A 22,493-nucleotide genomic window follows, 5' to 3' on the forward strand; every position below is an offset into this window, starting at 1 on the left:
CCGCCCCTGGCCGACGTCGGCTGGTCGGCTAGGAGAAGCGGCCGTGCCGGCCCTCCCCCGAGGCGAACCTGGCCGCCCCGGCCAGCCCGTCCTCAAGCGAGATCATGCCGTGGCGCAGCTCGTTGACCATGGCCTCGCGCTCGGGCAGGCCGTCCTGCTCCAGGGCGGAGAGCCGGTCGCCGCGCAGGCACGTCTGCGGGAACGCGGCCAGGGTGGCGGCCAGCTTCTCGGCCGCCTGCCGCGCGGCGCCGGTGGGGACGACGCGGTTGGCCAGGCCCATGTCCAGGGCCTCGGCGGCCTCGACGGGGCGGCCGGTGAGGATCAGGTCCATGGCCCGCGACAGGCCGATCAGGCGCGGCAGCCGTACCGTGCCGCCGTCGATGAGCGGCACGCCCCAGCGGCGGCAGAACACCCCGAAGACCGCGTCGCGCTCGGCCACCCGCAGGTCGCACCAGAGGGCCAGCTCCAGCCCGCCCGCGACGGCGTGCCCGGCGACGGCGGCGATCACCGGTTTCGACAGGCGCATCCTGGTCGGCCCCATCGGGCCCTCGCCCTCCTCGCCGACGTGGTTGTCGAGCACCTTGAGGTCGGCGCCGGCGCAGAACGTGCCGCCCTCGCCCCACAGCACGGCGACGGCCGCGTCGGACTCCTCGAACTCGGTGAACGCCGACACCAGCGCGTCGGCGGTCTTCCTGTCGACCGCGTTGCGCGCCTCCGGCCGCGACAGCACGACCGTGGTCACCGGTCCCGCGCGCTCCACTCGGACGCTCATGGCTCTCGCCTCCGTGATCCGTAGTCGCCGAACGGGTCGTCGCGCTCACGCACCGCCTGCCGGAATCCCACGTCGGCGGCCCTGGCCACGAAGTCGCGGCCCTCGCGCGTGTGGCGCGCCACCCCGTCGAGGAACGTGCCCAGGGTACGGCTCGCGCCGAACCCCATGTTCTCGGCGGTCTGGTTGCACAGCAGCTTGAGCATCTCCAGCTGGTTGCCGGGAAGCAAGGCCATCCGGGACGCCAGCGCCATCGCGTGTTCCTGGAGCCGCTCGTCCGGCACCACCTCGGCGATCATGCCGATCTCGGCGGCCCGCCGGGCGGGGATCTCGTCGCCGGTGAGCAGATAGCGCTTGGCCTGCTCGAAGCCCATCCGGTAGACCCACATGGCGGTGGTGGGCGTGCCCCAGACCCGGGCGGGCGGATAGCCGAAGCTCGCCCCCTCGCCCGCCACGATGACGTCGGCGCACAACACCAGGTCGGTGCCTCCGGCCAGGCACCATCCGTTGACCGCGGCCACGGTCGGCTTGGCGGCGTACCAGAGCTTCATGTAGACGTCCACGAACGACTTCATCAGCCGGAAGTCCTTGGCCGAGTCCCAGTCGCCCTCGGCGGCCTGCGCCTCGGTGGACCAGTCGAGACCGTAGCCGGCGCAGAAGGCCGGGCCGTCGGCGCGCAGCAGCATGACGCGCACGTCCGGGTCGGCGTCCGCCTCGTCGACCGCCCCGGCCAGCGCGTCCCGCAGGCCGGGGGTGATCGTGTTGTACTCCTTCGGGCGGTTGAGGATGATCGAGCGGACGCCGGCGGCGGTCTCCGTGCGGATCACGCGATGGCCCCTGCCAGCAACGCGTCGAGGTGGTCGGCGTAGGGGGCGTCCAGGCCGCGCAGCGGGCCGCGCTCGGCCAGGTGCGCCTCGGCGTAGAGGCGGGCCACCAGTGCCTTGCGCTCGTCGTCGATGCCCCACGTGGCCTGCTCCTCCAGCAGCGCGGCGGCGTAGACGTCGGCCATGAACTGGGCCAGCGGGTAGAGCCTGGCCTCGTCGGGGGCGCCGTGCCAGGCCTCGATGGCCTTGGCCAGGTCCTCGACGCGCTCCTGGGTGAGGGGTGACGTGGCGGCGCCGCGCAGGCGGTCGAGGAAGGGCAGGTGGGCCTGCTCATTGAGCATGGCGCGCCGTACATCCAGGCAGAGGATGTTGTCGCCGCCCTCCCAGATGGGGTTGACCTGGGCGTCGCGCAGCAGGCGGGCGACGGGCCACTGTTCGATGTAGCCGTTGCCGCCGTGCACCTCGATGGCGTCGCTGGCGGCGGTGACGCCGAGCCTGGCGGTGCGCAGCTTGATCACGGCGGGCCCTAGCCGCAGCCGGTTGACCAGGCCGTCGAAGACCATGGCCTGGGCCGCCTCGACCTCGACGATCAGCTCGGCGAGCTTGCGGCGCATGAGCGGCTGGGCGATGAGCGGCTTGCCGAACGCCTCGCGGGCGCGGGCGTAGCAGATGGCCTCGACCAGCGCGCGGCGGGCCACGCCGACGCCCATCATGGACACGCCGAGCCGGGAGGCGTTGGTGAGCTTCATCATCGTGCCGAGGCCGGAGCCGGAGCCCGAGCCGGACAGCAGGAACGCCTCGGCGCCGGTGAACTCGACCTCGGCCGAGGCGACCGAGCGGGTGCCGAGCTTGTCCTTGAGCCGGCGGATGCGCACGCCGTTGCGCGCGCCGTCGCGCCGCTCCCACAGCACGAGGAACGGCTTGACCTCCTCCGACGGCAGCCGGGCCAGCACGACGAAGGCGGAGCCGTTGGCGTTGGAGGCGAACCACTTGAAGCCGTCCAGCCGCCACGCCTCGCCGTCGGGGACGGCGGTGGTCTCCAGCGCGGCCAGGTCGGAGCCGCCGGTGCGCTCGGTGAACATCTGCGCGGCCTCGCCGGAGTAGAAGCCGTTGGCGAAGATCTCGCGCACCCGGTCACGCACGTCCGCGGGCGCGTGCTTCTCGGCGAGTTGCACCACCATGTCGCCGCCGGTGCCGAGCGCGCAGCCCATCCCGATGTCGGCCTGGTTGAGCAGGTAGGTCCACGCGGCGCCGAGCGCGGCCGGGTTGGCGCCGTGGTCGAGAGCCTCCTTCACGAAGGCGGGCGCGAGGAAGTTGTCGGCCATCATCGCCGCGCGGGCGGTGTGGAAGGAGGGCGGCATGACGACCTGGCTGACGTCGCGTCCCCACTTGTCGTACTTCTCCAGCCGCGGCGGGTTGCGGTCGGTCTCCTCCGCGCACTCGGCCACGACGCCGCCCGTGACGACGCCCAGCCTGCGCAGGTACGGCTCCGCCCACGCGTAACCGTCGCCGAGGTGGTGGCGCATGAGCAACTGCAGCGTGGGGTCGATGGCCCACCAGTCGCGCCCGGCGGCGCCCTGGTAGCGCTCGGTCGCGTAGCGGTCACTGTTGTCGAACGGTTCGTTGAGATAGCGGCCCATGCTCGGAGTGTTACATATACTCAACACGCGATGGAAGAGCGTAATAGTCTCAGTGCCCGGTCCGCCGTCCTCAGCGCGCTGCTCGGCAGCCACCCGCCCCGGCTGGCCGCCCGCCACCTCGTGCGCATCGGCGAACTGTTCGGCATCGCCGAGGGCACCGTCCGGGTGGCCCTGTCCCGGATGGTCGCCGCCGGCGACCTGGTCCAGCAGGACGGCCGCTACACCCTGTCGGAACGCCTGCTCGAACGGCAGGGCAGGCAGGACGAGAGCCGCGACCCGCACACCAGGCCGTGGGACGGGGACTGGGAGATCGCGCTGGTGACCGCCGAGCGGCGCGCCCCCGCCGACCGGGCCGCCTTCCGCCACACGATGGGCGCGCTACGCCTGGCCGAGCTGCGCGAGGGCACCTGGATGCGCCCCGCCAACCTCATCAGGGACTGGCCGGAGAGCGTCACCGCCCAGTGCACGCTCGTCGACGGCCGCCCCCGCCGGGATCCCACTCCCCTCCTGTGGGATCTCGACGGCTGGGCGGCCGAGGCGCGCGCGCTGGAGCGGGAGCTGGAGCGGGCCGACGGGCTGGCCGAGGGCTTCATCGTCTCCGCCGCCGTCCTGCGCCACCTGCTGAAGGACCCGCTGCTGCCACCGGCGCTGCTGCCCGCCGGCTGGCCGGGCGCCGAGCTGCGCGAACGCTACGACGCCTTCGACCGCTCCTACCGCGAGGTGCTGATGAAACACCTCAGAGACTGACCCCGAAGACCACGCGCCGGTTCTTGAACTCGGTGACGCTCCAGAGCCTGCCGCCCTGCACGGTCAGGTCCTCGGGACCGATCGGGAAGGGCCGGGCGCTCAGCTTGGCGCCGTTGGTGACCAGGAGCCTGCCGTTCCTGTCGGCGTCGAAGGCCTGGCTGAGGTACCAGGTGCCGCCCTGGGAGACCGCGCCCTGGATCTTGGCGGCGCCCATCTGGAAGCAGTCGCGGGCCGGGCCGATCTTGTTCCCGGCCAGCTCGTAGCGGACCGCCCGGCCGGTGGGCCCGTCCACGTCGTACTCGCCGGTGATCAGCAGGTCGGGGCCGGCGCTGCGGTCGATCGCCGCGAACGAGAAGACCGCGCCGCTGGGCGTCGCCAGCCGCCAGAAGTCGCTCTGCGGGAGGACGTAGCGGTAGCCGTAGGCGTGGAACCTGCCGCCGTGGCGGCCCAGGCGCTTGTCGTCGCCCAGGTCCTTCTGCGCGGTGCGCAGGTCCAGCAGGTTGTTGACGTCGAAGACGCGCAGGCCGCGCGTGGTGTCGGCCACGTAGAGCAGGTCGCCGTACCAGGCGATGCCGCCCGCGTGGATGTCGATCGGCCCGTACGAGCCGTCCGGCTTCGCCTCGACCAGCAGCACGTGCTGGTACTTGAGCGTGGACGGGCTGAGGAACGTCACCCGGATGCCCCGCTCCGGCACCGGCGCCTTCGGCTTGAAGTACCAGCTGACCGCGAACACCGGCACGCCCACCTCGCCGGAGTCCTCGCCGCCGGTCAGCCCCTGCGGATACCAGTCGACGGTCTCCTGGTCCTTGGCGTCGAAGGCGTACCACTCGTGCGGCTTCGGGCTCATCGTGCCCAGCGCCCCCGCCGCGCCCTTGCGCACGGCCGTCCGGTTGGCCTGGGCGAGCAGCGCCTGGACGCCGGTGCTGCCGATCTCGCCGGCCAGCTTGGCCGCGCCCTCGGCCAGCTCGCCGGGCGCCTGCCGCAGCGCGAAGGGCGCCGCGTCTGCCGGGACCATTCCCGTGGTAGCCATGTACCCCTCGCTTGTCGTCTCCTTTGTCTCAGTTTGACGAATGGGGCGGGCCAGAAGTTGCGTTCAGCGCCACAAGTGAACCGGCAGCCCGGACAGTGCCAGCTCGCGGTAGCGCAGCACCAGCCGCTCGACGTCTCCGTCGTAGCGCTCCAGCGCCTCGCGCTGCCACACCGATCCGGTACGGCGCAGCCGTACCCGCTGCTCGATCACCCCGAGCGCCCGGTCGGCGTCGTCGGCCGCGACGCCCGCCCCGAGCAGGGCGGCCCTGGCCTCGGGCAGCAGGGCGAGCACCAGGTCGGCGGCGGGCAGCTCGCCCTCGCGGCCCGGCCAGGACAGCCGCGCGTCCAGGCCGTTCTGCGCGGCCCGGTAGAAGTTCTGGTACGCCTCGGCGAAGCGGTAGCCGGTCAGGTCGTGCTCGGCGCAGGCCAGCGTGAGCCCGACCAGGAACGCGGTGTTGGCGGCCATGTCCGCGCAGCTCGGCCCGGCGGGCAGGGCGCGCATCTCGACCCGCAGGTGGCCGCCGTCGCCGGGGTCGTAGACGGGCCGGTTCCACTGCCAGACGGTGCCCTGGTGAAGCCGGAGCTCGGCCAGCTCACCATCGGATGACATATCCGGCATGACGGGGTCGTAGTCGCGGACGTACCGCTCGAACAGCTCATACGCCCCCTCGTGCACCCAGTCCGAGCCGAACGTGACCCGGCCGTCCCTTCGGAACCGGCGTTCCACGTCCCGGTCGTCGGCCGCCTCCTCCATGAGCGCGATGCGCGTCTCCTCCCACAACGTCCGGCCCAGAAACAACGGCGAGTTCCCGCAGGCGGCCAGCACCGGCCCGGTGGCCAGCTGCGCGCCGTTGAACAACCGGGCGAACCGCTCGGGCGGCGTGCGCAGGTGCACCTGCCAGGAGGTGTTGGCCGCCTCCAGGATGACGTCCTCCACCTGCAGCTCCAGGTCGTCGATGACGACCAGGAACGGCTCCACCCGCAGCCGCCTGATGCCCCTGCTCAGCGCCCGATAGCGGTTCTCGTCGCTGATCGCCTGCCGGGTGAAGTCGCCGGTGCCGAGCGTCGGCAGGATGCCGATCGGCAGGGCTCCGCCGCCCTCGACCGCGCCGTCCACCTTCAGCAACGTCTCCTGGACCTCGGCGCCCATCGCCTCGAACGGCCGGCCCGCCAGCGGCACCGGAGTCAGGTTGATCTCCAGGTTGTACCTGCCCAGCTCCAGCACCACGCGCGGGTCGTCGAGCGCGGCGCGTACCTCCTGGTTGCGCGGCAGCGGCAGGCCCTTCTCGTCGATGAGGAAGAGCTCCAGCTCGGCGCCGAGCGTCGTCGGGCCCTGGCCGAAGCCGGGCCTATCGAGCAGCGCGCGCAACGTGCCGAGCTGCTCTTCCAGCCGCTCTCCGAACCGGGCGTACTCCGCCTCGGAGAACCGCTCCTTGTCCAAGTCTCGTCCCATCCCTCCCTTCTGTCCTGGGGGCGGGCGTCCACACCTACCAGGGCACCGGACCGTCGTCCTCGAAGTAGCCGCCGCTCGGCCCGTCGCCGGCCAGCGTCGCCAGGCGCAGCGCGATGGCGGCGCCCTGCTCGGCGGTGCGGAAGCCGGTGTGGCCGTTGAGATCGGTGGCGCAGTAGCCGGGGTTGGCGGCGTTGACCTTGATCGAGGTGTCCATGAGCTCCTTGGCGTAGGCGATCGTCACCATGTTGAGCGCGGACTTGGAGGAGTTGTAGGCCATGTAGTTGTGCGGGTAGAGCGGGTCGTCCGGGTCGATGGCCCTGGACAGCGAGCCGAGCTCGCTCGACATGTTCACGATCCTGCCGGCGGGCGCGCGGCGCAGCAGCGGCAGCATGGCGTTGGTGACCGTGACCACGCCGAGCACGTTCGTCTCGTAGACCTGCCTGAGCACCGCGGCCCCGGTGGCGCTCGGGCGCGGGTCGTCCTGCGCCACGACGATGCCGGCGTTGTTGACCAGGATGTCCAGCGTGCCGTACTCCTCCTCCAGCCACTTCGCCGCGGCCTGCACGCTCGCCTCGTCGGTCACGTCGAGCCGCACGTACGGCTGGCCGATCCGCCCGGCGGCGGCCCGCCCGCGCTCCTCGTCGCGCGCCCCGACGACGGCGGTGACGCCGCGCTCGCCGAGCAGCCTGGCGATCTCGAAGCCGATTCCCTTGTTCGCGCCTGTGATGAGAGCTGTCGTCATGCCGTCGAGGTTTCCGCCGGCGCGGCGCGGGCGGGAGAGACCTCCCGAAACTGGGATCGGTGGTACCACCCTGGCTCGCGGCCGATGACGGAGGATGAAGGACATGAACCGCGAAGAACTGGCCGGGTTCCTGCGCAGCAGACGCGCCCGTCTCGCCCCGCGCGAGGCCGGCCTGCCCGAGGGCGGGCGCCGCCGTACCCCCGGGCTGCGCCGTCAGGAGGTCGCCCAGCTCGCCGGCATGTCGATCGACTACTACATCCGGCTGGAGCAGGCCCGCGGCCCGCACCCCTCGCGCCAGGTGCTCAACGCGCTGGCCAGGGCGCTCATGCTCAACACCGACGAACGCGCCCACCTGTTCCACCTGGCCGGGCAGCCGCTGGAGGCGACCAGGCGGCGCGGCGACGTGCCCGAGGGCACCCTGCACCTCATCGCGTTCCTGGAGGAGGTCCCCGCCTACGTCCTCGACGCCAAGTACGACATCCTCGCCTGGAACCCGATGGCCAGCGCCCTCATGGGCGACCTCGACTCCCACCCGCGCGACGACCTCAACGTCATCCGCTGGGTCTTCCGCTCCCCCGAACTGGCCGAGCACCTCAGCGACGAGGAGAAGGGCCGCTTCGCCCGCGCGTCCGTCGCCGACCTGCGCTGGGCCGCCGGCCGCTACCCCGGCGACCCCGAGATCCAGGCCCTGGTGGCGGAGATGCTGGCCTGCAGCCCGCACTTCGCCGCCCTGTGGGACGAGCACGAGGTGGCGGTGCGCAGGGAGCAACGAAAATGCATCCACCACAGCGCCGTCGGAACCATCGACGCGATCTGCCAGGTGCTCCCAGTGCCCGACCGCGACGACCTGCGCCTGGTCATCTACACCACCGAACCCGGCTCCCCCTCTCACCAGGCCTTGCGCAGGTTGCGGCAGGTGACCCTAAGCTCATGAGATGCGAGCGGTAGCCTTTGACATCTTCGGCGGCGAGCTGGACCTGCGCGAGCTCCCCGACCCCACGCCCACGCCCTACGGGGCGGTGATCAGGGTCGAGGCGACAGGCCTGTGCCGCAGCGACTGGCACGGCTGGCAGGGACACGACCCCGACATCACCGCGTTCCCGCACATACCCGGGCACGAGCTGGCGGGCGTGGTCGTCGCCACCGGCTCCCTGGTGCGCGACTGGTCCGAGGGCGCGCGGGTGACCGTCCCGTTCATCTGCGCCTGCGGATCGTGTACGGCCTGCGCCTCCGGAGACCAGCAGGTGTGCGAACGGCAGACCCAGCCCGGATTCACCCACTGGGGCTCCTTCGCCGAGTACGTCGCCATCGACCACGCCGACGTCAACCTCATCGCGGTCCCCGAGGACATGGACTTCACCACGGCCGCCGGTCTCGGCTGCCGCTTCGCCACCTCGTTCCGGGCCATCACCGAGGTCGGCGACGTACGACCCGGCGAGTGGGTGGCCGTGCACGGCTGCGGCGGCGTGGGCCTGTCCGCGATCATGATCGCCACCGCCGCGGGCGCCCGCGTCGTGGCCGTGGACATCAGCACCGACGCCCTCCACCTGGCCGAGCGGGCCGGCGCCACCCATTTCGTCAACGCCTCGGCCGGTGACGCCGCCGCCCAGGTCAGGGAGCTGACCAGGGGTGGCGCGCACGTCTCACTCGACGCCCTCGGCAGCCCGGCCACCTGCGCGGCCTCCGTCGAGTCGCTGCGCCGCCGGGGCCGGCACGTGCAGGTCGGGCTGCTGCCCGGCGCGGCGACGCCGATCCCGATGGGCCGCGTGATCGCGCACGAGCTGTCGCTGCTCGGCAGCCACGGCATGGCCGCGCACGCCTACCCGAGGATGCTGGAGCTGATCAGGGCCGGCATCCTGCACCCCGACCAGCTCGTCACCCGCACCATCGGCCTGGCCGACGCGGGCAAGGCGCTGGCCGCCATCGGCTCGGTGCCCGGCGTCACGATGATCGTCCCCTGACCGCCCGACCCGCCTCACGCCTTGCCACCCGCGGCCCCCACACCCCCGCCCGTGGCACCCGGAATCCGGCACACCTCCACCCCGGACCTCGACACCTGCGGCCTCTCTCCCGTGCAGGACGCGCAACCCGGCACGCCTCCACTCCGCGTTTCGGCCCCTGTCAGCGCGGGGCCCGAAATGCCCGGGTTCTGTCCGTCCTGCGGGATCTTCCGCCCTGATGGCTCGGCTCACCCGGCGGGCCGTACCGGAAAGACAGCGTGCGCTGGGGTGGCGCGAGGTCAGCTGAGGGTGGTGAGGCGGTGGCGGGTGCGGGCTGGGGCGGTGGCGGGGATGTCGGTGAGGATGTCGGCCAGGGTGGTGGCGGCGAGGTTCCGGCGCCAGGCCTGGTGTGCCTCGGCCATCTTGACGGCCAGGACGCACGGGGTCCGGCACTCCTCCGGCGGCAGCGCCCCCCGCCCCCGCTGCCGGATCTCCCGGCACTCGTACGGCGAAGACGTCCCGTCCACCGCCTCCACCACCTGCAGCAACGTGATCTCGGCAGCCGCCCGCGCCAGCCGGAACCCGCCCCGGGGCCCCGTGCTGGCCGTCAGCAGCCCGGCCTTGACGAGCGCCTTGAGCTGCTTGGCGAGATAGGGCACGGGTAGGTCGAAGTACAGGGCGAGCTGGGTGGTGGAGGCGCTCGCTCCGGGTTCGAGCTGGGCCAGCGTCGTGGCGCAGTGCAGGACCCATTCCGTGCTCACAGGCAACTTCACGCCCACGAGTCTATAGGAGATATTACGGACCCATTTAGTCCGTGATACTGTCACCCCGGTACCGAGACGAGGAGAGATCATCATGCGCATCGCCGTAGCAGGCGCGACCGGCAACATCGGCGCCCTCACCATCGCCGCCCTCGAAAAGGCCGGGCACGAGGTCGTCGGCATCAGCCGCTCGCTGGGCGTTGACCTGTCCACCGGCAAGGGCCTGGACGAGGCGCTGACCGGCGTCGAGGCGGTCGTCGACGCCATCAGCGCCCCCGCGATGGACGAGGCCGAGACGGTGGCGTTCTTCGGCGGCGCCACCGGCAACCTGCTCGCGGCCGAGCAGCGGGCCGGCGTCCGCCACCACGTGCTGCTCTCGATCGCCGGCCTCCACCGCACCGGCGGCAACGCCCACTACGCCGGCAAGCGCGAGCAGGAACGCCTCGTGTCGGCGGGCCCCGTGCCGTGGACCATCGTGCCGGCCACGCAGTTCCACGACTTCGCCGCGACGACGGTGGTCTGGGCCGAGCGGGACGGCGTCGCCACGGTCGCCCCGCTGCTCATGCGGCCGATCGCGCCCGCGGACGTGGCCGCCGTCCTGGCCGAGGTGGCCACCGGCGAGCCGAAGGGCGTGTACACCGACATCGCGGGCCCCGACCAGCAGGACCTGGTCGACATGGCGCGGCGCACGTACGCGGCGCGCGGGCAGAAGATCGTGCTGGTGCCGACGTGGGCGGGTCTCTTCGGTCCTGACATGGCGGGCGACGTGCTGCTGCCCGCGGAGGGGGCCCGGATCATGCCGACCACGTTCGAGGAGTGGCTGGCGGGTCAGGGTCCGGAGGTGAGCTAGCCGAGCCGCTGTGCGTGGGCGCGGGCCGACGCCGTCTCGCGGCCGACGATCGCGGGCGCCTCGTGCACGAGTTCGTCGTTGGTGAGCGCGTCCACCATGAACAGGGCGAAGTCCACCCGCCGGGTGAGGTTGCCGGCCAGGACGGGGTCGCCCACGTGCCGGCTCCACACCGGCAGCCCCTGGCTCTCGCCCTCCTCCAGGTCGCTGCCCCGCACGACGGTCCACCGGGTGTCGCTGGCGAAGATGCGCCGGCAGGCCTCCACCTGGTCGCGCAGGTCGGCGAAGCGGATCCACCGGGCCAGCACGCCGAACACCGCGGCGAACGTGCGCAGCTGCCAGGTGTAGACGTCCTTGCCGTCGCGGGTGATGTGCCACCCGCAGGAGAAGACCAGGCGGGCGCCGGGCCGCGCGTAGTCCATGACCGCCTGGGCGGTGCCGCTGGAGTAGTTCCGCACCCCCCACGGCGCCAGGACGGTGAGCACCCCGTCGCATCCGGCGACCGCGCGTTCGATGACCCGGCGGTCGTTGGTGTCGCCGGGGATGATGGTGATGCGGTCCTTGACGGCGTCGAGCTTGCCGACGCTCTTCTCGCGGCAGACGCCGACGACCTCGTAACCACGCTCTAGCGCGTGCCGCACCATGTACTGCCCCAGCTTGCCCGAGGCGCCGACAATACAGACCTTCATTCGAGTTTCCCCCTGTCAGACGGTGATGACGACCTTGCCGCGGGCCCGCAGGCTCTCGACGTACCGGATCGCCTCCGGAACCTCGGCCAGCGGATACACACGGTCGATGACCGGCACGATCTCCTTGGCCGCGAGCAGCTCGGCCAGGTGGTTGAGCGCCTGCTTGCCCGGCGTCCACGAGACGCCGGTGATCCGCTGCCCGACGAACTTCCCGACGACCATGCCCTTGACCACCTGCACCAGGGGCCCGAGCACCCGCCCGCCGCCCGAGGACAGGCCGCCGACCAGCGCCAGCGTGCCCTTCGGCGTGAGCGCGCGCCTGAAGTCCTTGAGCGAACGGTTGCCGACCATGTCCACCAGCAGGTCGTACGGCTCCAGCGGCCGGGTGAAGTCCTCGCGGTTGTAGTCCACGACCTCGTCGGCGCCGAGCGAGCGGACCAGGTCGGCGTTGCCGGCGCCGCACACGCCGGTGACGTGCGCCCCGAGCGCCTTGGCGAGCTGGACGGTGAAGGTGCCGATGCCCCCCGACGCCCCGTTGACCAGCACCCGCTGCCCGGCCACGAGCCCGTCGAGCGCCCGCAGCGCGGTCTGCCCCGCCATGGGCACGGCCGCCGCCGCCTCGAAGCTCACCCCCTCGGGCTTCAGGACGAGCGTCTCCTGCGGTACGGCTACCACCTCGGCGAACGCGCCCAGCCGTACATCACCGAACACCTCGTCACCCACGGCCAGGCCACGCACGTCGGCCCCCACCCGCTCGACGACCCCGGCCAGGTCGGCGCCGAGGATCGACCCCGGCTTGGGCCGCCGCAGCCCTGCGGAGAGCCGCACCAGGTGCGGGTCCGAGCGCAGGTGGCGCCAGTCGGCGGGATTGACGGACGCGGCCCGTACCCGGACCAGTACCTCCTGGCGCCCTGGCTCGGGCTCGTCGACCTCGCGCAGGGCCAGGACGTCCGGCGAGCCGTACCGCTCCCAGACCCAAGCCTTCGTACGTCGTAAGGTTGCCATACGTCATAAGGTTGCCGTACGACGTAAGGTTGTCAAGTCCCAGCCTGAGACGGCTCTCAGCCGAGCCGGCGGCGCTCCAGTCCTTCAAGGATCAGATCGAGCGCGAACGAGAACTCCGTGTTGTCATCGCACCAGCTCAGCGTGGTCTCGGGGGCTTCGTGGGCGATCGCCGCCATCATCCCGGCCAGATGCGGATATTTCATACCCATCTGTTCCAGCATCGCCGGGTCCATGTCGTCGTCCGGATTGTCCGGCTCGAACATCTCCTGGGTGAACCCCATCGCCCGGCTGCCCAGCGCGTGCAGAGCGTGGTGCGCCAGATCGTAGGTGAACCCGCCCGCCCGCAGGATCCCGAGCACGCCCTCGTAGTAGGCGATCGCCGCCTCGCTGATCGACGAGCGCGTCTGGATCACGCCCGGCGCCCACTTGTGCCGCAGCAACACCTCGCGCGCGGCGAGAATCCGCCACCGCAACGCCGCCTGCCAGTCACCGGCCGGATCCGGACCCTCTTCGCCCTCGACCGCGCCGAGGATCTCCCCGATCACCATCTCGACGACCCCGTCGAGGATCGCCTCCTTGTTGGCGACATGGTGGTAGAGCGACATCGGCTCCACCCCGAGCTCCTGAGCCACCCGCCGCATCGTCAGCGCGTCGAGCCCGGCCTGATCGGCCAGCTCGACGGCGGCGCGCAGCACCCGTCTGCGGCTCAGCGGGACACGGGGCCGCTCATCGGCTTCGTCGTCGATCCAAAGAGGCACCCCAGCACTTTACCCGTACACCGTAAGGCGCAGTCCAGGCGGCCTCGCTAGCCGGTGGGGCTGAGGTAACGCTGCACGGCGGGGGGCGTACCAGGAGACCAGGGTCTCGCGGTCGGCGGCGGCGATGCGCTCCAGGCCGAGCTGGTAGCGGGCGATCACCAGCCCCATGAGGTGGGTCAGCACGAGTTCGAGGCTCAGTTCGGCGTCGTCGAGGAGGCGCCCGAGCTGCTGCGGCGGGTGTTCCGGCACGGCGAACAGCTTCTCCTTGCTACCGAAGAAGTAGTAGACCATCGGCACCTCGACCCCGGCCTCGGCGGCGCGAGAGAAGGAGTGCGCATGTTCGTGCTGCCCACCGTCACCCGCGAGGCCGGCGGCCACCTGGCCTTCGGACACGGCGTCCACCAGTGCCTCGGCCGGCAGCATCTACGGCCTGCACCGGCTCCCGTCAGCTGGTGACGCTAGTCGTGGCCGCCCGGGGAGATCAGGCCGGTCTCGTACGCGAGCACGACCGCCTGCACGCGGTCACGCAGGCCGAGCTTGGACAGGATGCGGGCCACGTGCGTCTTCACCGTGGTCGCGCTGAGCGTCAGCCGGTCGGCCAGTTCGGCGTTGCTCAGGCCGGTCGCCAGCAGGCGCAGGACCTCCAGCTCGCGCGAGGTCAGGCCGGACAGGTCGCGGTGCAGGACCGCGCGGGCGTCGTCGCGGCGGGCGAAGCGCTCCACCAGACGGCGGGTGATCGTGGGCGCGAGCAGCGCGTCGCCGGAGCGGACCAGGCGGACCGAGGCCACCAGGTGCTCGGGGGTGACGTCCTTGAGCAGGAAGCCGCTGGCTCCGGCGGTGAGCGCGGCGTAGACGTAGTGGTCGAGGTCGTAGGTGGTCAGGATGAGCACCCGGGTGTCGTCGGCGCCGCCGCTCACGATCTGCCGGGTGGCCTCGATGCCGTCGGTCCCCGGCATGCGGATGTCCATGAGCACCACGTCCGGCCTGGTGCGCCGGACCGCGGCGACCGCCTCGGCCCCGTCCGCGGCCTCGGCCACCACCTCGATGCCGTCGGCCGTCAGGATCATCCTGAACCCGGTCCGCACCAGCGCCTGGTCGTCGACGATGACCGCGCGCAGCGGCACCGGGGTCACGCGGCGGTCCAGGGGATGCGGGCCCTGAGCCGGTAGCCGTCCGGCGCGCGGGTGGTCTCCAGGGTCCCGCCGTACAGGGCGAGCCGCTCGCGCAGCCCGATGAGGCCGCGGCCCTGGCCGGTGCCCGACCCGGCGGCCGGTTCGCCGCCGGTGTCGCCGACCTCGACCTCCAGGAAGTCACCCGCGCGGCCGACCGTGACGGTGGCCGCCGCGCCCGCCGCGTGCTTCATCGTGTTCGTCAGCGCCTCCTGTACGACCCGGTAGACCGCCAGGTCCACACCCGGAGGCAACGGCTGGAGCCCGGCCTCGACCCTGGCCTCCACCTGGAGACCGGCGGCGCGTACCCGCTCGATGAGGCCGTCGAGCTGGTCGATTCCCGGCTGCGGCTCGAGCCCGCCGGGACGCTCCTCGGAGGCGGCGAGCAGGCCCATCACGTTGCGCAGCTCGGCCATGGCGGCCCGGCCGCTGGCCTCGATCGCCACCAGGGCCTGCTTCGACTGCTCGGGATGCGCGTCCATCACCTTGCGCGCGGCCCCGGCCTGAATCACCATCACGCTCACATTGTGGGTCACCACGTCGTGCAGTTCTCCCGCGATCCGCGAGCGCTCGGCCTGGACCGCCCTGCGCGTGGCCTCGTCCCGGTCCCGTCGCAGCGCGTCGAGCCGCTCGCGGTTGCGCTGCCAGAACCGCACGAACACCGCGAGCGCGCCCGCGCTGAGCAGCACCACGTACGGCCCCAGCCAGCTCGGCAGGCTCGGCACGATGTCCGCACCGGCGGCGCCCGCCAGCACCGCCGCCAGCAGGAGCCCCGCCGCCGCTGCGACCCGGTGGCGGCTGTGCGCGAGCGCACTGTAGGCGGCGATGGCGCAGGCCACGACGGTGATCCAGGTCTCTCCCCCGTCCATCGCCAGGGTCGCGAGCACCACGGCCCAGAAGGTGGCGAGCGGGAACCGGCGCCGGGCGGCCAGCGGCAGCGTGCCGAGCACCACCAGCAACACCGACAGACCGGCGTCCCCGTCAGAAGCGGGCACCACCGGCGGCACCCCACTCGGCGGGGTTGGCGGCTTGGGGGTCGTCGGCAGTTCCGGCAGGGTCGGTGGTCTGGGGGTTGTCGGTGGGGTCGGTGGCGCTATGGGAAGCGACTGTGTCGCCGCCGGAACGGCGGGCTGAGCCGATGGATCATGGCGAAGGCGGAGCAGGTCCGAGACCGGATGGGGCACGGCACCACGGTCGGCGTCGTCCAGGCTCATCGTCGCGAACACCGCCACGACCGTCAGGGCGATCGCGAGCAGGAGATCGGTGACGAGCGCCGCGCGGGACGGCCGGGCGGCCGGTGCCTCAGGGCGCACCATGCCGCGCACGTGCTGCCACCAGAGCCGCGGTTCATCAGCTGTCACCTGCGTATTGTCGCGTTTGCCCGGCTATGCCGCATCGTCCGGAGTGACCGGGGCGGTGGTCCGGCAGACGTACATCGCAGGGATGACATCCCGGCGGATCATCCCCGGGAGGTAGCCGACATCCCCGTCACGGCCGACGCGCCCGCCGCTCCCCCGCCCCTAGCGTCGTCCTCACTTCATACGAGAAACGGGGATACTTCATGCATCGTCTGGCCCTGGGCAGTTTGGTGACCGTCGCAAGCCTGCTGTCACCCGCCGCCACCCCGGCCTCCGCCACCCCGCCACAACACCTCCCCAACAAGGCCACGCCCCACCTGCCCAGACCGGCCGCTGCTCCACACCTCCCAAGCAAGGCGACGCCCCACCTGCCCAAGCCCGCCGCGCCACACCTGTCGAAACCGGCGCCCCACCTGCCCAAGCCGACCGGCTCGCGGGTGGTCGGCGTCACGTCCCTCCACCTCAAGGACACCTCCCGCCCCGACCCCTGGGTGCCCTCGGTCAAGATGCGGGAGCTCATGGTCTCGGTCTGGTATCCGGCCACGTCGAAGGGCAAGCGGGCGCCGTACATGACGGCGAAGGAGTCGGCGCTGCTGCTCAAGGACGGCGGGATCACCGGCGTGCCGCCCGGCGTCCTCGCCACCACACGCACCAACGCCTACACCGACGCGAAGCCGCGCGGACGTAAGCGCGGCCTGCCGCTCGTGGTGCTCTCGCCCGGGTTCAAGAAGCCCCGGGCCACGCTGTCCGCCATCGCCGAGGACCTGGCCAGCCGGGGCTACGTGGTGGCCGGCATCGACCACACCTACGAGAGCGTCGCCACGCAATTCCCCGACGGGCGGGTCACCACCTGCGTGCCCTGTGAGGGCGAGCGCGACCCATCGACCTTCACCAAGGCGGCCAAGGGGCGGGCGGCCGACGTCTCGTTCGTGATCGACCGGCTGACCGGCAAGGGCACGTGGAAGGGCGCCGCGCTGATCGACCGGTCCAGGGTCGCGATGGCGGGCCACTCCCTGGGCGGCGCGAGCGGCCTCGCCGCGATGGCGAAGGACGGCAGGATCCGCGCCGGGATCGACATCGACGGCACGGTCCCGCCGAACATCCCGGACGCCGATCTCGCGCGGCCGTTCATGTTCCTCGGCAAGCCGGACACTTACACCCCGGGATCCGGCCGCCCCGAGACCGCCACCTGGGAACAGGCCTGGAAGCGCCTGACCGGCTGGAAGCGCTGGCTGCTGATGACCGGCGCGCAGCACGAGTCGTTCAACGACCTGGGGCCGCTGGCCGCGCAGCTCGGGCTCGACACCGGCGCCCAGGTGCCGGGACCTCGCTCCTGGGACCTCACCAGGACCTACGTCGGCGCCTTCCTCGACCTGCACCTGCGCGAGAAGCCCCAGCCCCTCCTCGACCGCCCCTCACCCAGCCATCCGGAGATCAAGCACGTCACTCCTTGAAACACCCCGTCCCCCTCGTGGGATGGGAGGTTTTCAGGGACGGATGTAGGCGAGGAGACGCTCCACCGGCCAGGTGTTGACCACGTCGTCGGTCGTCAGCCAGGCGCGCTGGGCGATGCCGACGCCGAAACGCTGGTTCTTCAGATGGGGTACGGCATGCGAGTCGCTGTCGATGGAGAACTTCACCCCATGGTGCTTGGCCAGCCGGACCAGATCGGAGGGAAGGTCGCTGCGGTCCGGGTAGGCGTCGATCTCCATGACCGTGCCGGTGCGCGCGGCGGCGGCGAACACGGCGTCCCAGTCGGCCTCCACCGGCTGGCGCTTGCCGATCTTACGCGTGGTCGGATGCCCGATGACGTCCACGTAAGGGTTTTCGCAGGCGGCGATGAACCGGCGGGTCATCTCCTCGCGCGACTGCGTGAAGTGGGAGTGGACCGAGGCCACGCAGACGTCGAACCCGGCCAGGACGTCCTCCGGCCAGTCGACCGAGCCGTCGGGCGCGATGTTGAGCTCGCTGCCGTGGAGCAGCCGCATCCCCGGATAGGACTCCTGCAGCTTCCTGATCTGCTCGCGCTGCTCCAGCGCCTTCTCCAGCGTCATGCGCTGCATGGTCAGGTCGGGGGCGTGGTCGGTGATGGCGTAGTAGGAATAGCCGAGTGCGTGCGCGGCGGCGACCATCTCCTCCAGCGAGGCGATGCCGTCGGTCAGGTTGGTGTGGGTGTGCAGGTCGCCCTTCAGGTCGCCCAGCTCGACCAGGGCCGGGAGCTCGCCCTTCAGGGCCAGCTTCACCTCGCCGCCGTCCTCGCGCATGGGCGGCGGCACGAACTGCATGCCGAGCGCGGTGTAGATGTCCTGCTCCGTGGCGGCGGCCAGGACCCGCTCGCCCTCGAACAGCCCATATTCGGAGAGCTTCCAGCCCTTCTTCACCGCGATCTCGCGGATGGTGACGTTGTGCTCCTTGGAGCCGGTGAAATATTGCATCGCGGCGCCCCACGACTCCTCCGGGACCACGCGCAGGTCCACCTGGACGCCCGCCGTGGTGCGGATGGAGGTCTTCTTGTCGCCCGCCGCGATGACCTCGGCCACGTACGGCTGCGCGCGGAAGCGCTCCATGATCTCGACCGGCGCCACCGCGAGGATGTCGATGTCGCCGATCGTGTCCTTCATCCGGCGCAGCGAGCCCGCGTAGTCGATGCGCGTGGCCAGGTCGGACAGCGATGCGATCACCTGCTCGGCCAGCGACATCGCGACGCCGACGTGCACCCGCCGCCCGGCCTGCTCCATCTGCTCGATGCCCTTGGCCAGGTTGGCCAGCGTCTTCGGCCCGAGACCCTTGACCCCGTCGAGGCGACCGGCGGTGATCGCCTCGGCGAGCGCGGCGGGCGAGTCGATGCCGAAGTCCTCGAACAGCATGATGGCCGTCTTCGGCCCCAGCGTCGGCACGCTGGTCAGGCGGCGCACGCCGTCGGGCACCTTCGCGCGCAGGGCGTCGAGCTGCCGGAAGCTGCCGCGCTCCAGGAACTCCTCGATCTTCAGCGCGATCGCCTCGCCCACACCCGGCACCTTGCGGACGTCGACCTGCGCGATGTCCTCGGGGAAGCCGGCGATCGCCTTGACCGCCTTCTGGTAGCTGCGTACCCGGAAGGCGTCGCCCCCGGTCAGCGCGAACAGCTCTGCGTATTCCTGAAGGGCGGCCGCCGCCTGCTCATTTGCCCGTGCCATGTGCACAGCTTAGGAGGTGGGGCCGACATTTCCTCTCGCCATGTCGCCCCCGGACATGTCACGCTCGACCATGCGCAGAACCACCCTGTTAGCCCTGTTATCGGTCCTCCTCCTGCCAGCCGGTACGGCTGCCGCCGCCCCCGTCCCCACGCCGCCCCCGGCGGTCAGGGACTTCGGCAACGGCCCCGAGCGCAACGAAGAAGCCGCCCTGGTCGAGGATGCGGCCACGGCGCTGAAGGCCCAGGCGGCCGCGCCGTACCACCACGACAAGACCAGGGGCTACCCCCGCAAGAACCAGCTCCCCCTCCCGCCGGAGAACCCCGCGGACGCCTCGATCAAGCTGGGCCTGGTCCCGCACCACGCCATCGCGGCGAAGCTGAACGCGCTGCAGGCGCTCGGCGACCGCGTGAGCGCCGAGGTGCTCGGCCGCTCGGCGGGCGGGCGCGACCTCTACTTCGTGACGGTCACCGCGCCGGAGAGCCCGGCCGAGGTCCGCGAGCAGGAACGCCTGCGCCAGCAGATCGAATCCGGAAGAAAAGTCCCGAAAAATCGCTATAAAACGCCGATCTTCATCAACGGCAACATCCACGGCAACGAGTGGGAGGGCACCGACGCCTCCCTGCGGGTGATCGAGGAGCTGGCCACCAGCCCGCAGGCGGCCACCCTGCTCAAGCGCACCCGCCTGTACTTCAACATCACCGCCAACCCCGACGGCAGAGTCCTCGGCCAGCGCCCCAACGGCAACGGCTTCGACCTCAACCGCGACATGATCACCGCCTCCCAGCCCGAGGCCAGGGCCATGCGGCAGATCATGATCGACACGCAGCCGGTCGCCATGCTCGACCTGCACGGCTACGTCAACGGCACGCTGATCGAGCCGACCACCCCGCCCCACGGCGCCAACTACGAGTACGACCTGTTCATCACCAACACCTACGCCAACGGCCTCGGCATGGAGACGGGCGTCAACGGCCTCGGCTACACGCCGGAGAAGGACGGCGTCTTCCCCGTCCAGATCCCCTTCCGCGACTCCGAGGAGGGCTGGGACGACTGGCCCCCGATCTTCACCCCGCAATACGCGCCCTTCCACGGCGCGGTCGCCGCGCACACGGTGGAGATCCCGCTGCGCGTCAACGGCTCCGACTACACCAACCTGCCGGTCGAGGAGCTGCGCCGCCGTTCCAGGATCAACACCGACGTGGCAGCCGCGGCCGTGCGCGCCACCTACAGCCACGTCCTGGCCAACCACGACAAGCTGATCGCCGACCAGACCGAGGTCTTCCGCCGGGGTGCGGCGGGCGAGCCGGCCAGGACGGTCCCGCTGGGCATCGTGCCCGGCTTCGGCCCCGAGGACGTCTACACCACCACCTACCCGCGCGGCTACGTGATCCCCGAGGGCACCCCGGCCGCGGCCCGGCTGGTGGACCACCTGATCGCCAACGACGTGGAGGTGGAGCGGGCGATCCTGCCCTTCCACGCGGGCGGCCGCTTCTACCCGTCCGGCACGTACGTGGTGGACATGCGCCAGCCCAAGCGCGGCCTGGCCAACGTGATGCTGGAGCCCGGCGCGGACATCAGCCCGCGCGTCGACGCCATGTACGACATCTCGGGCTGGAGCCACGCCCTGCTCTGGGGCGCGGGCGTCACCTCCGTGCGCGACCTGCGGGTGTTCGCGGAGCCGGTCCGTTCCGCGGCTTCCACCGGCTACGTCCCGCACGGTGACGGCACGCTCGCGCTCAAGGTCGCCGACGGCCGCGACGCGCAGGCGATCAACGCGCTGCTCGCCCGCGGCGTCGAGGTCACCTGGGCGGGCGACACCGCCACGCTGCCCCGCTCGGCGCGCGCCGCCGCCCGCGAGGTCGCCCAGCGCTACGGCGTGCGCTTCTCCCGGGCCGGTACGGCGAGCGGCCCCAAACTCGCCCCGGTCAGGATCGCCGCGGCGGCCTCGGCCGACGAGCTGTTCACGCTGCGCGAGATGGGCTTCACGGTCACGCCGGTCTCCACGACCCTGGCCAACGCCGGGTTCGACTGGAACACCGTGGACGTCCTGTACGTCTCCAGCGGCCTGTCCTACACCGCGCTCAACCCGGCGGCCAAGGCGGCGCTCGACGCCTTCCTGGCCAAGGGCGGCGTCGTCACCAGAGGCGGCACCGGCGCGAACTTCAACGCCGCCGCCGGACTCCTGACCGTCACCTCGGTGGCCGGGCGCGGCGACGCCAACGGCGTGGTCAGGATGGCCTCGGGCGAGCACGGGTTCGTGTACTCGCCACGCTGGTTCACCGGGCTGGGTCCGGAGGTGAAGGCCGAGCAGACCTACGACGCGTTCGTGTCCGGGCACTGGCGCCCGAACCAGGACGGCTCCGGCGGCCAGGACGCCGCCAAGGGTCAGGCGGCGGTCGTCAGCGGCCAGGACGAGCGCGGGGCGCGGGTGGTGCTGTTCGGCACCGAGCCGATGTTCCGCAACCATCCGAAGGGGCTGTTCGCGCAGGTCGCGCGGGCCCTGTACAGCACGTCCCAGTGAGATGACGCGTGGGCCGGTCGTCGCGATGGCGCCCGGCCCAGGCGCTCACATGCGCACCTCGCGAGGGGTGTAGGCCTCGCTCAGGAACGCGACTTCCTTCTCGGTCAGCTCCACGCCGACCGCCGCCGCGGCGTCGTCGACGTGCCGGTCCTTGGTGGCGCCCACGATCGGCGCGGTCACCCCGGTACGCCCCAGCAGCCAGGCCAGCGCCACCTGCGCAGCCGGCAGCTCGCGCTCCCTGGCCACCTGGGCGACCCGGTCCAGGACCACTTGGTCGTTCTCCGGCTCGTACAGGAAGTCGATGCGCTCGTCGGTGCCCTGCCTGGCGGTCTGCTGCGCCGTTCCGGCCCTGGCCAGGACGCCGCGGGCCAGCGGGCTCCAGGGGATGACGCCCACGCCCTGGTCGGCGCAGAGCGGCAGCATCTCCCGCTCCTCCTCGCGGTAGAGCAGGTTGTAGTGGTTCTGCATGGAGACGAACTTCGTCCACCCGTTGATCTCGGCCACGTGCTGGGCCTTGGCGAACTGCCAGGCGTACATGCTGGAGGCGCCGATGTAGCGGGCCTTGCCGGAGCGGACGACGTCGTGCAGGGCCAGCATGGTCTCCTCGATCGGCGTCTCGTCGTCCCAGCGGTGGATCTGGTAGAGGTCCACGTAGTCGGTGCCGAGGCGCTCGAGTGAGGCGTCGATCGCGGCCATGACGTGCTTGCGCGACAGCCCGCGGTCGTTGCGCGCCTTGCCCATCGGGAAGTAGACCTTGGTGGCCAGCACGTAGTCCTCGCGGCGGGGGAAGATCCGGCGCAGCACGTTGCCGGTGATGACCTCGCTGGCGCCGGCGCTGTAGACGTCCGCGGTGTCGAAGAAGGTGATCCCCGCGTCGGCGGCGCGCCGGACGAGCGGCTCGGCCTGTTCCTCCGGCAGGGTCCATTCCATCTTCTCGGGATCGCCGTAACTCATCATGCCGAGGCAGATGCGCGAGACCTGAAGACCGGTGTTTCCCAGACGCGAATATTCCATGCAAGCCAGCTTATGGCGGGGCATTACGTGAGGACGGATGGGCCAGGGGTA

The 22,493-nt window shown here is 71.6% G+C and carries 21 protein-coding genes; 6 read left to right on the top strand and 15 right to left on the bottom strand.

The window, feature by feature from the left end; translation table 11 throughout:
• Window positions 1-28: 28 nt before the first annotated feature.
• From HNR40_RS17225 to HNR40_RS54625, 3 genes are read right to left on the bottom strand one after another with little or no spacing between them, the layout of a single operon-like run.
• Complete coding sequence (locus HNR40_RS17225; RefSeq protein ID WP_184962341.1) at window positions 29-772, bottom strand: crotonase/enoyl-CoA hydratase family protein; 744 nt, start codon at window positions 770-772, stop codon at window positions 29-31.
• Window positions 769-1,596, bottom strand: coding sequence for a crotonase/enoyl-CoA hydratase family protein (locus tag HNR40_RS17230; protein ID WP_184962343.1), 828 nt, complete (start codon window positions 1,594-1,596; stop codon window positions 769-771). Before HNR40_RS17230 ends, HNR40_RS17225 begins: the two co-directional genes overlap by 4 nt.
• A complete protein-coding gene (locus HNR40_RS54625) occupies window positions 1,593-3,233 on the bottom strand; it encodes an acyl-CoA dehydrogenase family protein (RefSeq protein ID WP_184962345.1) in 1,641 nt (546 codons plus the stop codon). The genes HNR40_RS17230 and HNR40_RS54625 overlap by 4 nt, the downstream gene beginning before the upstream one ends.
• Window positions 3,234-3,263: 30 nt before the next feature.
• On the opposite strand from HNR40_RS54625, the gene HNR40_RS17240 reads away from it, so the two are divergent.
• Window positions 3,264-3,980 (top strand): PaaX family transcriptional regulator C-terminal domain-containing protein, encoded by a 717-nt coding sequence (locus tag HNR40_RS17240; protein WP_184962347.1) that lies wholly within the window; start codon window positions 3,264-3,266, stop codon window positions 3,978-3,980.
• Here the strand turns inward: HNR40_RS17240 and HNR40_RS17245 are convergent.
• From HNR40_RS17245 to HNR40_RS17255, 3 genes are all read right to left on the bottom strand, one after another.
• A complete protein-coding gene (locus HNR40_RS17245; protein ID WP_184962349.1) occupies window positions 3,970-5,010 on the bottom strand; it encodes a hypothetical protein in 1,041 nt (346 codons plus the stop codon). The genes HNR40_RS17240 and HNR40_RS17245 overlap by 11 nt on opposite strands.
• A gap of 63 nt (window positions 5,011-5,073) precedes the next feature.
• Window positions 5,074-6,462, bottom strand: a complete 1,389-nt coding sequence (locus HNR40_RS17250) for a glutamate-cysteine ligase family protein (protein ID WP_184962351.1) — start codon at window positions 6,460-6,462, stop codon at window positions 5,074-5,076.
• 34 nt (window positions 6,463-6,496) lie between these two features.
• On the bottom strand, window positions 6,497-7,204 hold the full coding sequence (locus HNR40_RS17255) for an SDR family oxidoreductase (RefSeq protein ID WP_184962353.1): 708 nt from the start codon (window positions 7,202-7,204) through the stop codon (window positions 6,497-6,499).
• Between the two features lie 103 nt (window positions 7,205-7,307).
• On the opposite strand from HNR40_RS17255, the gene HNR40_RS17260 reads away from it, so the two are divergent.
• Both HNR40_RS17260 and HNR40_RS17265 read left to right on the top strand, forming a co-directional pair.
• Window positions 7,308-8,138, top strand: a complete 831-nt coding sequence (locus HNR40_RS17260) for a helix-turn-helix transcriptional regulator (protein ID WP_221340481.1) — start codon at window positions 7,308-7,310, stop codon at window positions 8,136-8,138.
• 1 nt (window position 8,139) lies between these two features.
• Entirely contained in the window at window positions 8,140-9,165 is a 1,026-nt protein-coding gene (locus HNR40_RS17265; protein WP_184962358.1) for a zinc-dependent alcohol dehydrogenase family protein, read from the top strand.
• A 278-nt stretch (window positions 9,166-9,443) separates the two neighbouring features.
• Here the strand turns inward: HNR40_RS17265 and HNR40_RS17270 are convergent, their stop codons facing one another.
• On the bottom strand, window positions 9,444-9,917 hold the full coding sequence (locus tag HNR40_RS17270; RefSeq protein ID WP_184962360.1) for an RrF2 family transcriptional regulator: 474 nt from the start codon (window positions 9,915-9,917) through the stop codon (window positions 9,444-9,446).
• A gap of 82 nt (window positions 9,918-9,999) precedes the next feature.
• On the opposite strand from HNR40_RS17270, the gene HNR40_RS17275 reads away from it, so the two are divergent.
• Window positions 10,000-10,755 (top strand): SDR family oxidoreductase, encoded by a 756-nt coding sequence (locus HNR40_RS17275; protein ID WP_184962362.1) that lies wholly within the window; start codon window positions 10,000-10,002, stop codon window positions 10,753-10,755.
• On the opposite strand, the gene HNR40_RS17280 is transcribed toward HNR40_RS17275, so the two are convergent.
• The 6 genes from HNR40_RS17280 to HNR40_RS57210 all read right to left on the bottom strand — a co-directional run bounded on the left by HNR40_RS17280 (window position 10,752) and on the right by HNR40_RS57210 (window position 15,734).
• A complete protein-coding gene (locus tag HNR40_RS17280) occupies window positions 10,752-11,441 on the bottom strand; it encodes an NAD(P)-dependent oxidoreductase (protein ID WP_184962364.1) in 690 nt (229 codons plus the stop codon). The genes HNR40_RS17275 and HNR40_RS17280 overlap by 4 nt on opposite strands.
• 15 nt (window positions 11,442-11,456) lie before the next feature.
• The gene (locus tag HNR40_RS17285; protein WP_184962366.1) at window positions 11,457-12,446 is read right to left on the bottom strand and encodes an NAD(P)-dependent alcohol dehydrogenase; all 990 of its coding nucleotides are present in this window, start codon (window positions 12,444-12,446) and stop codon (window positions 11,457-11,459) included.
• A 56-nt stretch (window positions 12,447-12,502) separates the two neighbouring features.
• Window positions 12,503-13,204, bottom strand: a complete 702-nt coding sequence (locus HNR40_RS17290) for a TetR/AcrR family transcriptional regulator C-terminal domain-containing protein (RefSeq protein WP_221340482.1) — start codon at window positions 13,202-13,204, stop codon at window positions 12,503-12,505.
• A 9-nt stretch (window positions 13,205-13,213) separates the two neighbouring features.
• Entirely contained in the window at window positions 13,214-13,597 is a 384-nt protein-coding gene (locus HNR40_RS56335) for a TetR/AcrR family transcriptional regulator (RefSeq protein WP_221340483.1), read from the bottom strand.
• Between the two features lie 65 nt (window positions 13,598-13,662).
• Window positions 13,663-14,328, bottom strand: a complete 666-nt coding sequence (locus HNR40_RS17300; RefSeq protein ID WP_312896420.1) for a response regulator — start codon at window positions 14,326-14,328, stop codon at window positions 13,663-13,665.
• Between the two features lie 5 nt (window positions 14,329-14,333).
• Entirely contained in the window at window positions 14,334-15,734 is a 1,401-nt protein-coding gene (locus tag HNR40_RS57210; protein WP_312896393.1) for a sensor histidine kinase, read from the bottom strand.
• Between the two features lie 200 nt (window positions 15,735-15,934).
• Here HNR40_RS57210 and HNR40_RS17310 point away from each other — a divergent pair, with 200 nt between their 5' ends.
• Window positions 15,935-17,185, top strand: a complete 1,251-nt coding sequence (locus HNR40_RS17310; protein WP_184962370.1) for an alpha/beta hydrolase family protein — start codon at window positions 15,935-15,937, stop codon at window positions 17,183-17,185.
• A 33-nt stretch (window positions 17,186-17,218) separates the two neighbouring features.
• On the opposite strand, the gene polX is transcribed toward HNR40_RS17310, so the two are convergent.
• Window positions 17,219-18,907 carry a DNA polymerase/3'-5' exonuclease PolX gene (polX, locus tag HNR40_RS17315; protein ID WP_184962372.1) on the bottom strand — a complete coding sequence of 563 codons (1,689 nt, stop codon included), beginning with the start codon at window positions 18,905-18,907 and terminating at the stop codon, window positions 17,219-17,221.
• Window positions 18,908-18,977: 70 nt separating this feature from the next.
• Between polX and HNR40_RS17320 the strand changes: the two genes are divergently transcribed.
• Window positions 18,978-21,428, top strand: coding sequence for a M14 family zinc carboxypeptidase (locus HNR40_RS17320; protein ID WP_221340484.1), 2,451 nt, complete (start codon window positions 18,978-18,980; stop codon window positions 21,426-21,428).
• A 45-nt stretch (window positions 21,429-21,473) separates the two neighbouring features.
• Here the strand turns inward: HNR40_RS17320 and HNR40_RS17325 are convergent, their stop codons facing one another.
• Entirely contained in the window at window positions 21,474-22,442 is a 969-nt protein-coding gene (locus HNR40_RS17325) for an aldo/keto reductase (RefSeq protein WP_184962376.1), read from the bottom strand.
• Window positions 22,443-22,493 lie beyond the last annotated feature (51 nt).

The organism is Nonomuraea endophytica (assembly GCF_014203235.1).
Lineage (GTDB): Bacteria > Actinomycetota > Actinomycetes > Streptosporangiales > Streptosporangiaceae > Nonomuraea > Nonomuraea endophytica.

What these genes read in the sequence shown, in the direction of transcription:
- HNR40_RS17255 (WP_184962353.1), bottom strand. Translation starts at nt 7,204, where the DNA reads ATGACGACAGCTCTCATCACAGGCGCGAACAAGGGAATCGGCTTCGAG.
- HNR40_RS17240 (WP_184962347.1), top strand. Translation starts at nt 3,264, where the DNA reads ATGGAAGAGCGTAATAGTCTCAGTGCCCGGTCCGCCGTCCTCAGCGCG.
- HNR40_RS17320 (WP_221340484.1), top strand. Translation starts at nt 18,978, where the DNA reads ATGCGCAGAACCACCCTGTTAGCCCTGTTATCGGTCCTCCTCCTGCCA.
- HNR40_RS17225 (WP_184962341.1), bottom strand. Translation starts at nt 772, where the DNA reads ATGAGCGTCCGAGTGGAGCGCGCGGGACCGGTGACCACGGTCGTGCTG.
- HNR40_RS17275 (WP_184962362.1), top strand. Translation starts at nt 10,000, where the DNA reads ATGCGCATCGCCGTAGCAGGCGCGACCGGCAACATCGGCGCCCTCACC.
- HNR40_RS17250 (WP_184962351.1), bottom strand. Translation starts at nt 6,462, where the DNA reads ATGGGACGAGACTTGGACAAGGAGCGGTTCTCCGAGGCGGAGTACGCC.
- polX (WP_184962372.1), bottom strand. Translation starts at nt 18,907, where the DNA reads ATGGCACGGGCAAATGAGCAGGCGGCGGCCGCCCTTCAGGAATACGCA.
- HNR40_RS17285 (WP_184962366.1), bottom strand. Translation starts at nt 12,446, where the DNA reads ATGGCAACCTTACGACGTACGAAGGCTTGGGTCTGGGAGCGGTACGGC.
- HNR40_RS17245 (WP_184962349.1), bottom strand. Translation starts at nt 5,010, where the DNA reads ATGGCTACCACGGGAATGGTCCCGGCAGACGCGGCGCCCTTCGCGCTG.
- HNR40_RS17265 (WP_184962358.1), top strand. Translation starts at nt 8,140, where the DNA reads ATGCGAGCGGTAGCCTTTGACATCTTCGGCGGCGAGCTGGACCTGCGC.
- HNR40_RS17325 (WP_184962376.1), bottom strand. Translation starts at nt 22,442, where the DNA reads ATGGAATATTCGCGTCTGGGAAACACCGGTCTTCAGGTCTCGCGCATC.
- HNR40_RS17280 (WP_184962364.1), bottom strand. Translation starts at nt 11,441, where the DNA reads ATGAAGGTCTGTATTGTCGGCGCCTCGGGCAAGCTGGGGCAGTACATG.
- HNR40_RS17310 (WP_184962370.1), top strand. Translation starts at nt 15,935, where the DNA reads ATGCATCGTCTGGCCCTGGGCAGTTTGGTGACCGTCGCAAGCCTGCTG.
- HNR40_RS54625 (WP_184962345.1), bottom strand. Translation starts at nt 3,233, where the DNA reads ATGGGCCGCTATCTCAACGAACCGTTCGACAACAGTGACCGCTACGCG.
- HNR40_RS17260 (WP_221340481.1), top strand. Translation starts at nt 7,308, where the DNA reads ATGAACCGCGAAGAACTGGCCGGGTTCCTGCGCAGCAGACGCGCCCGT.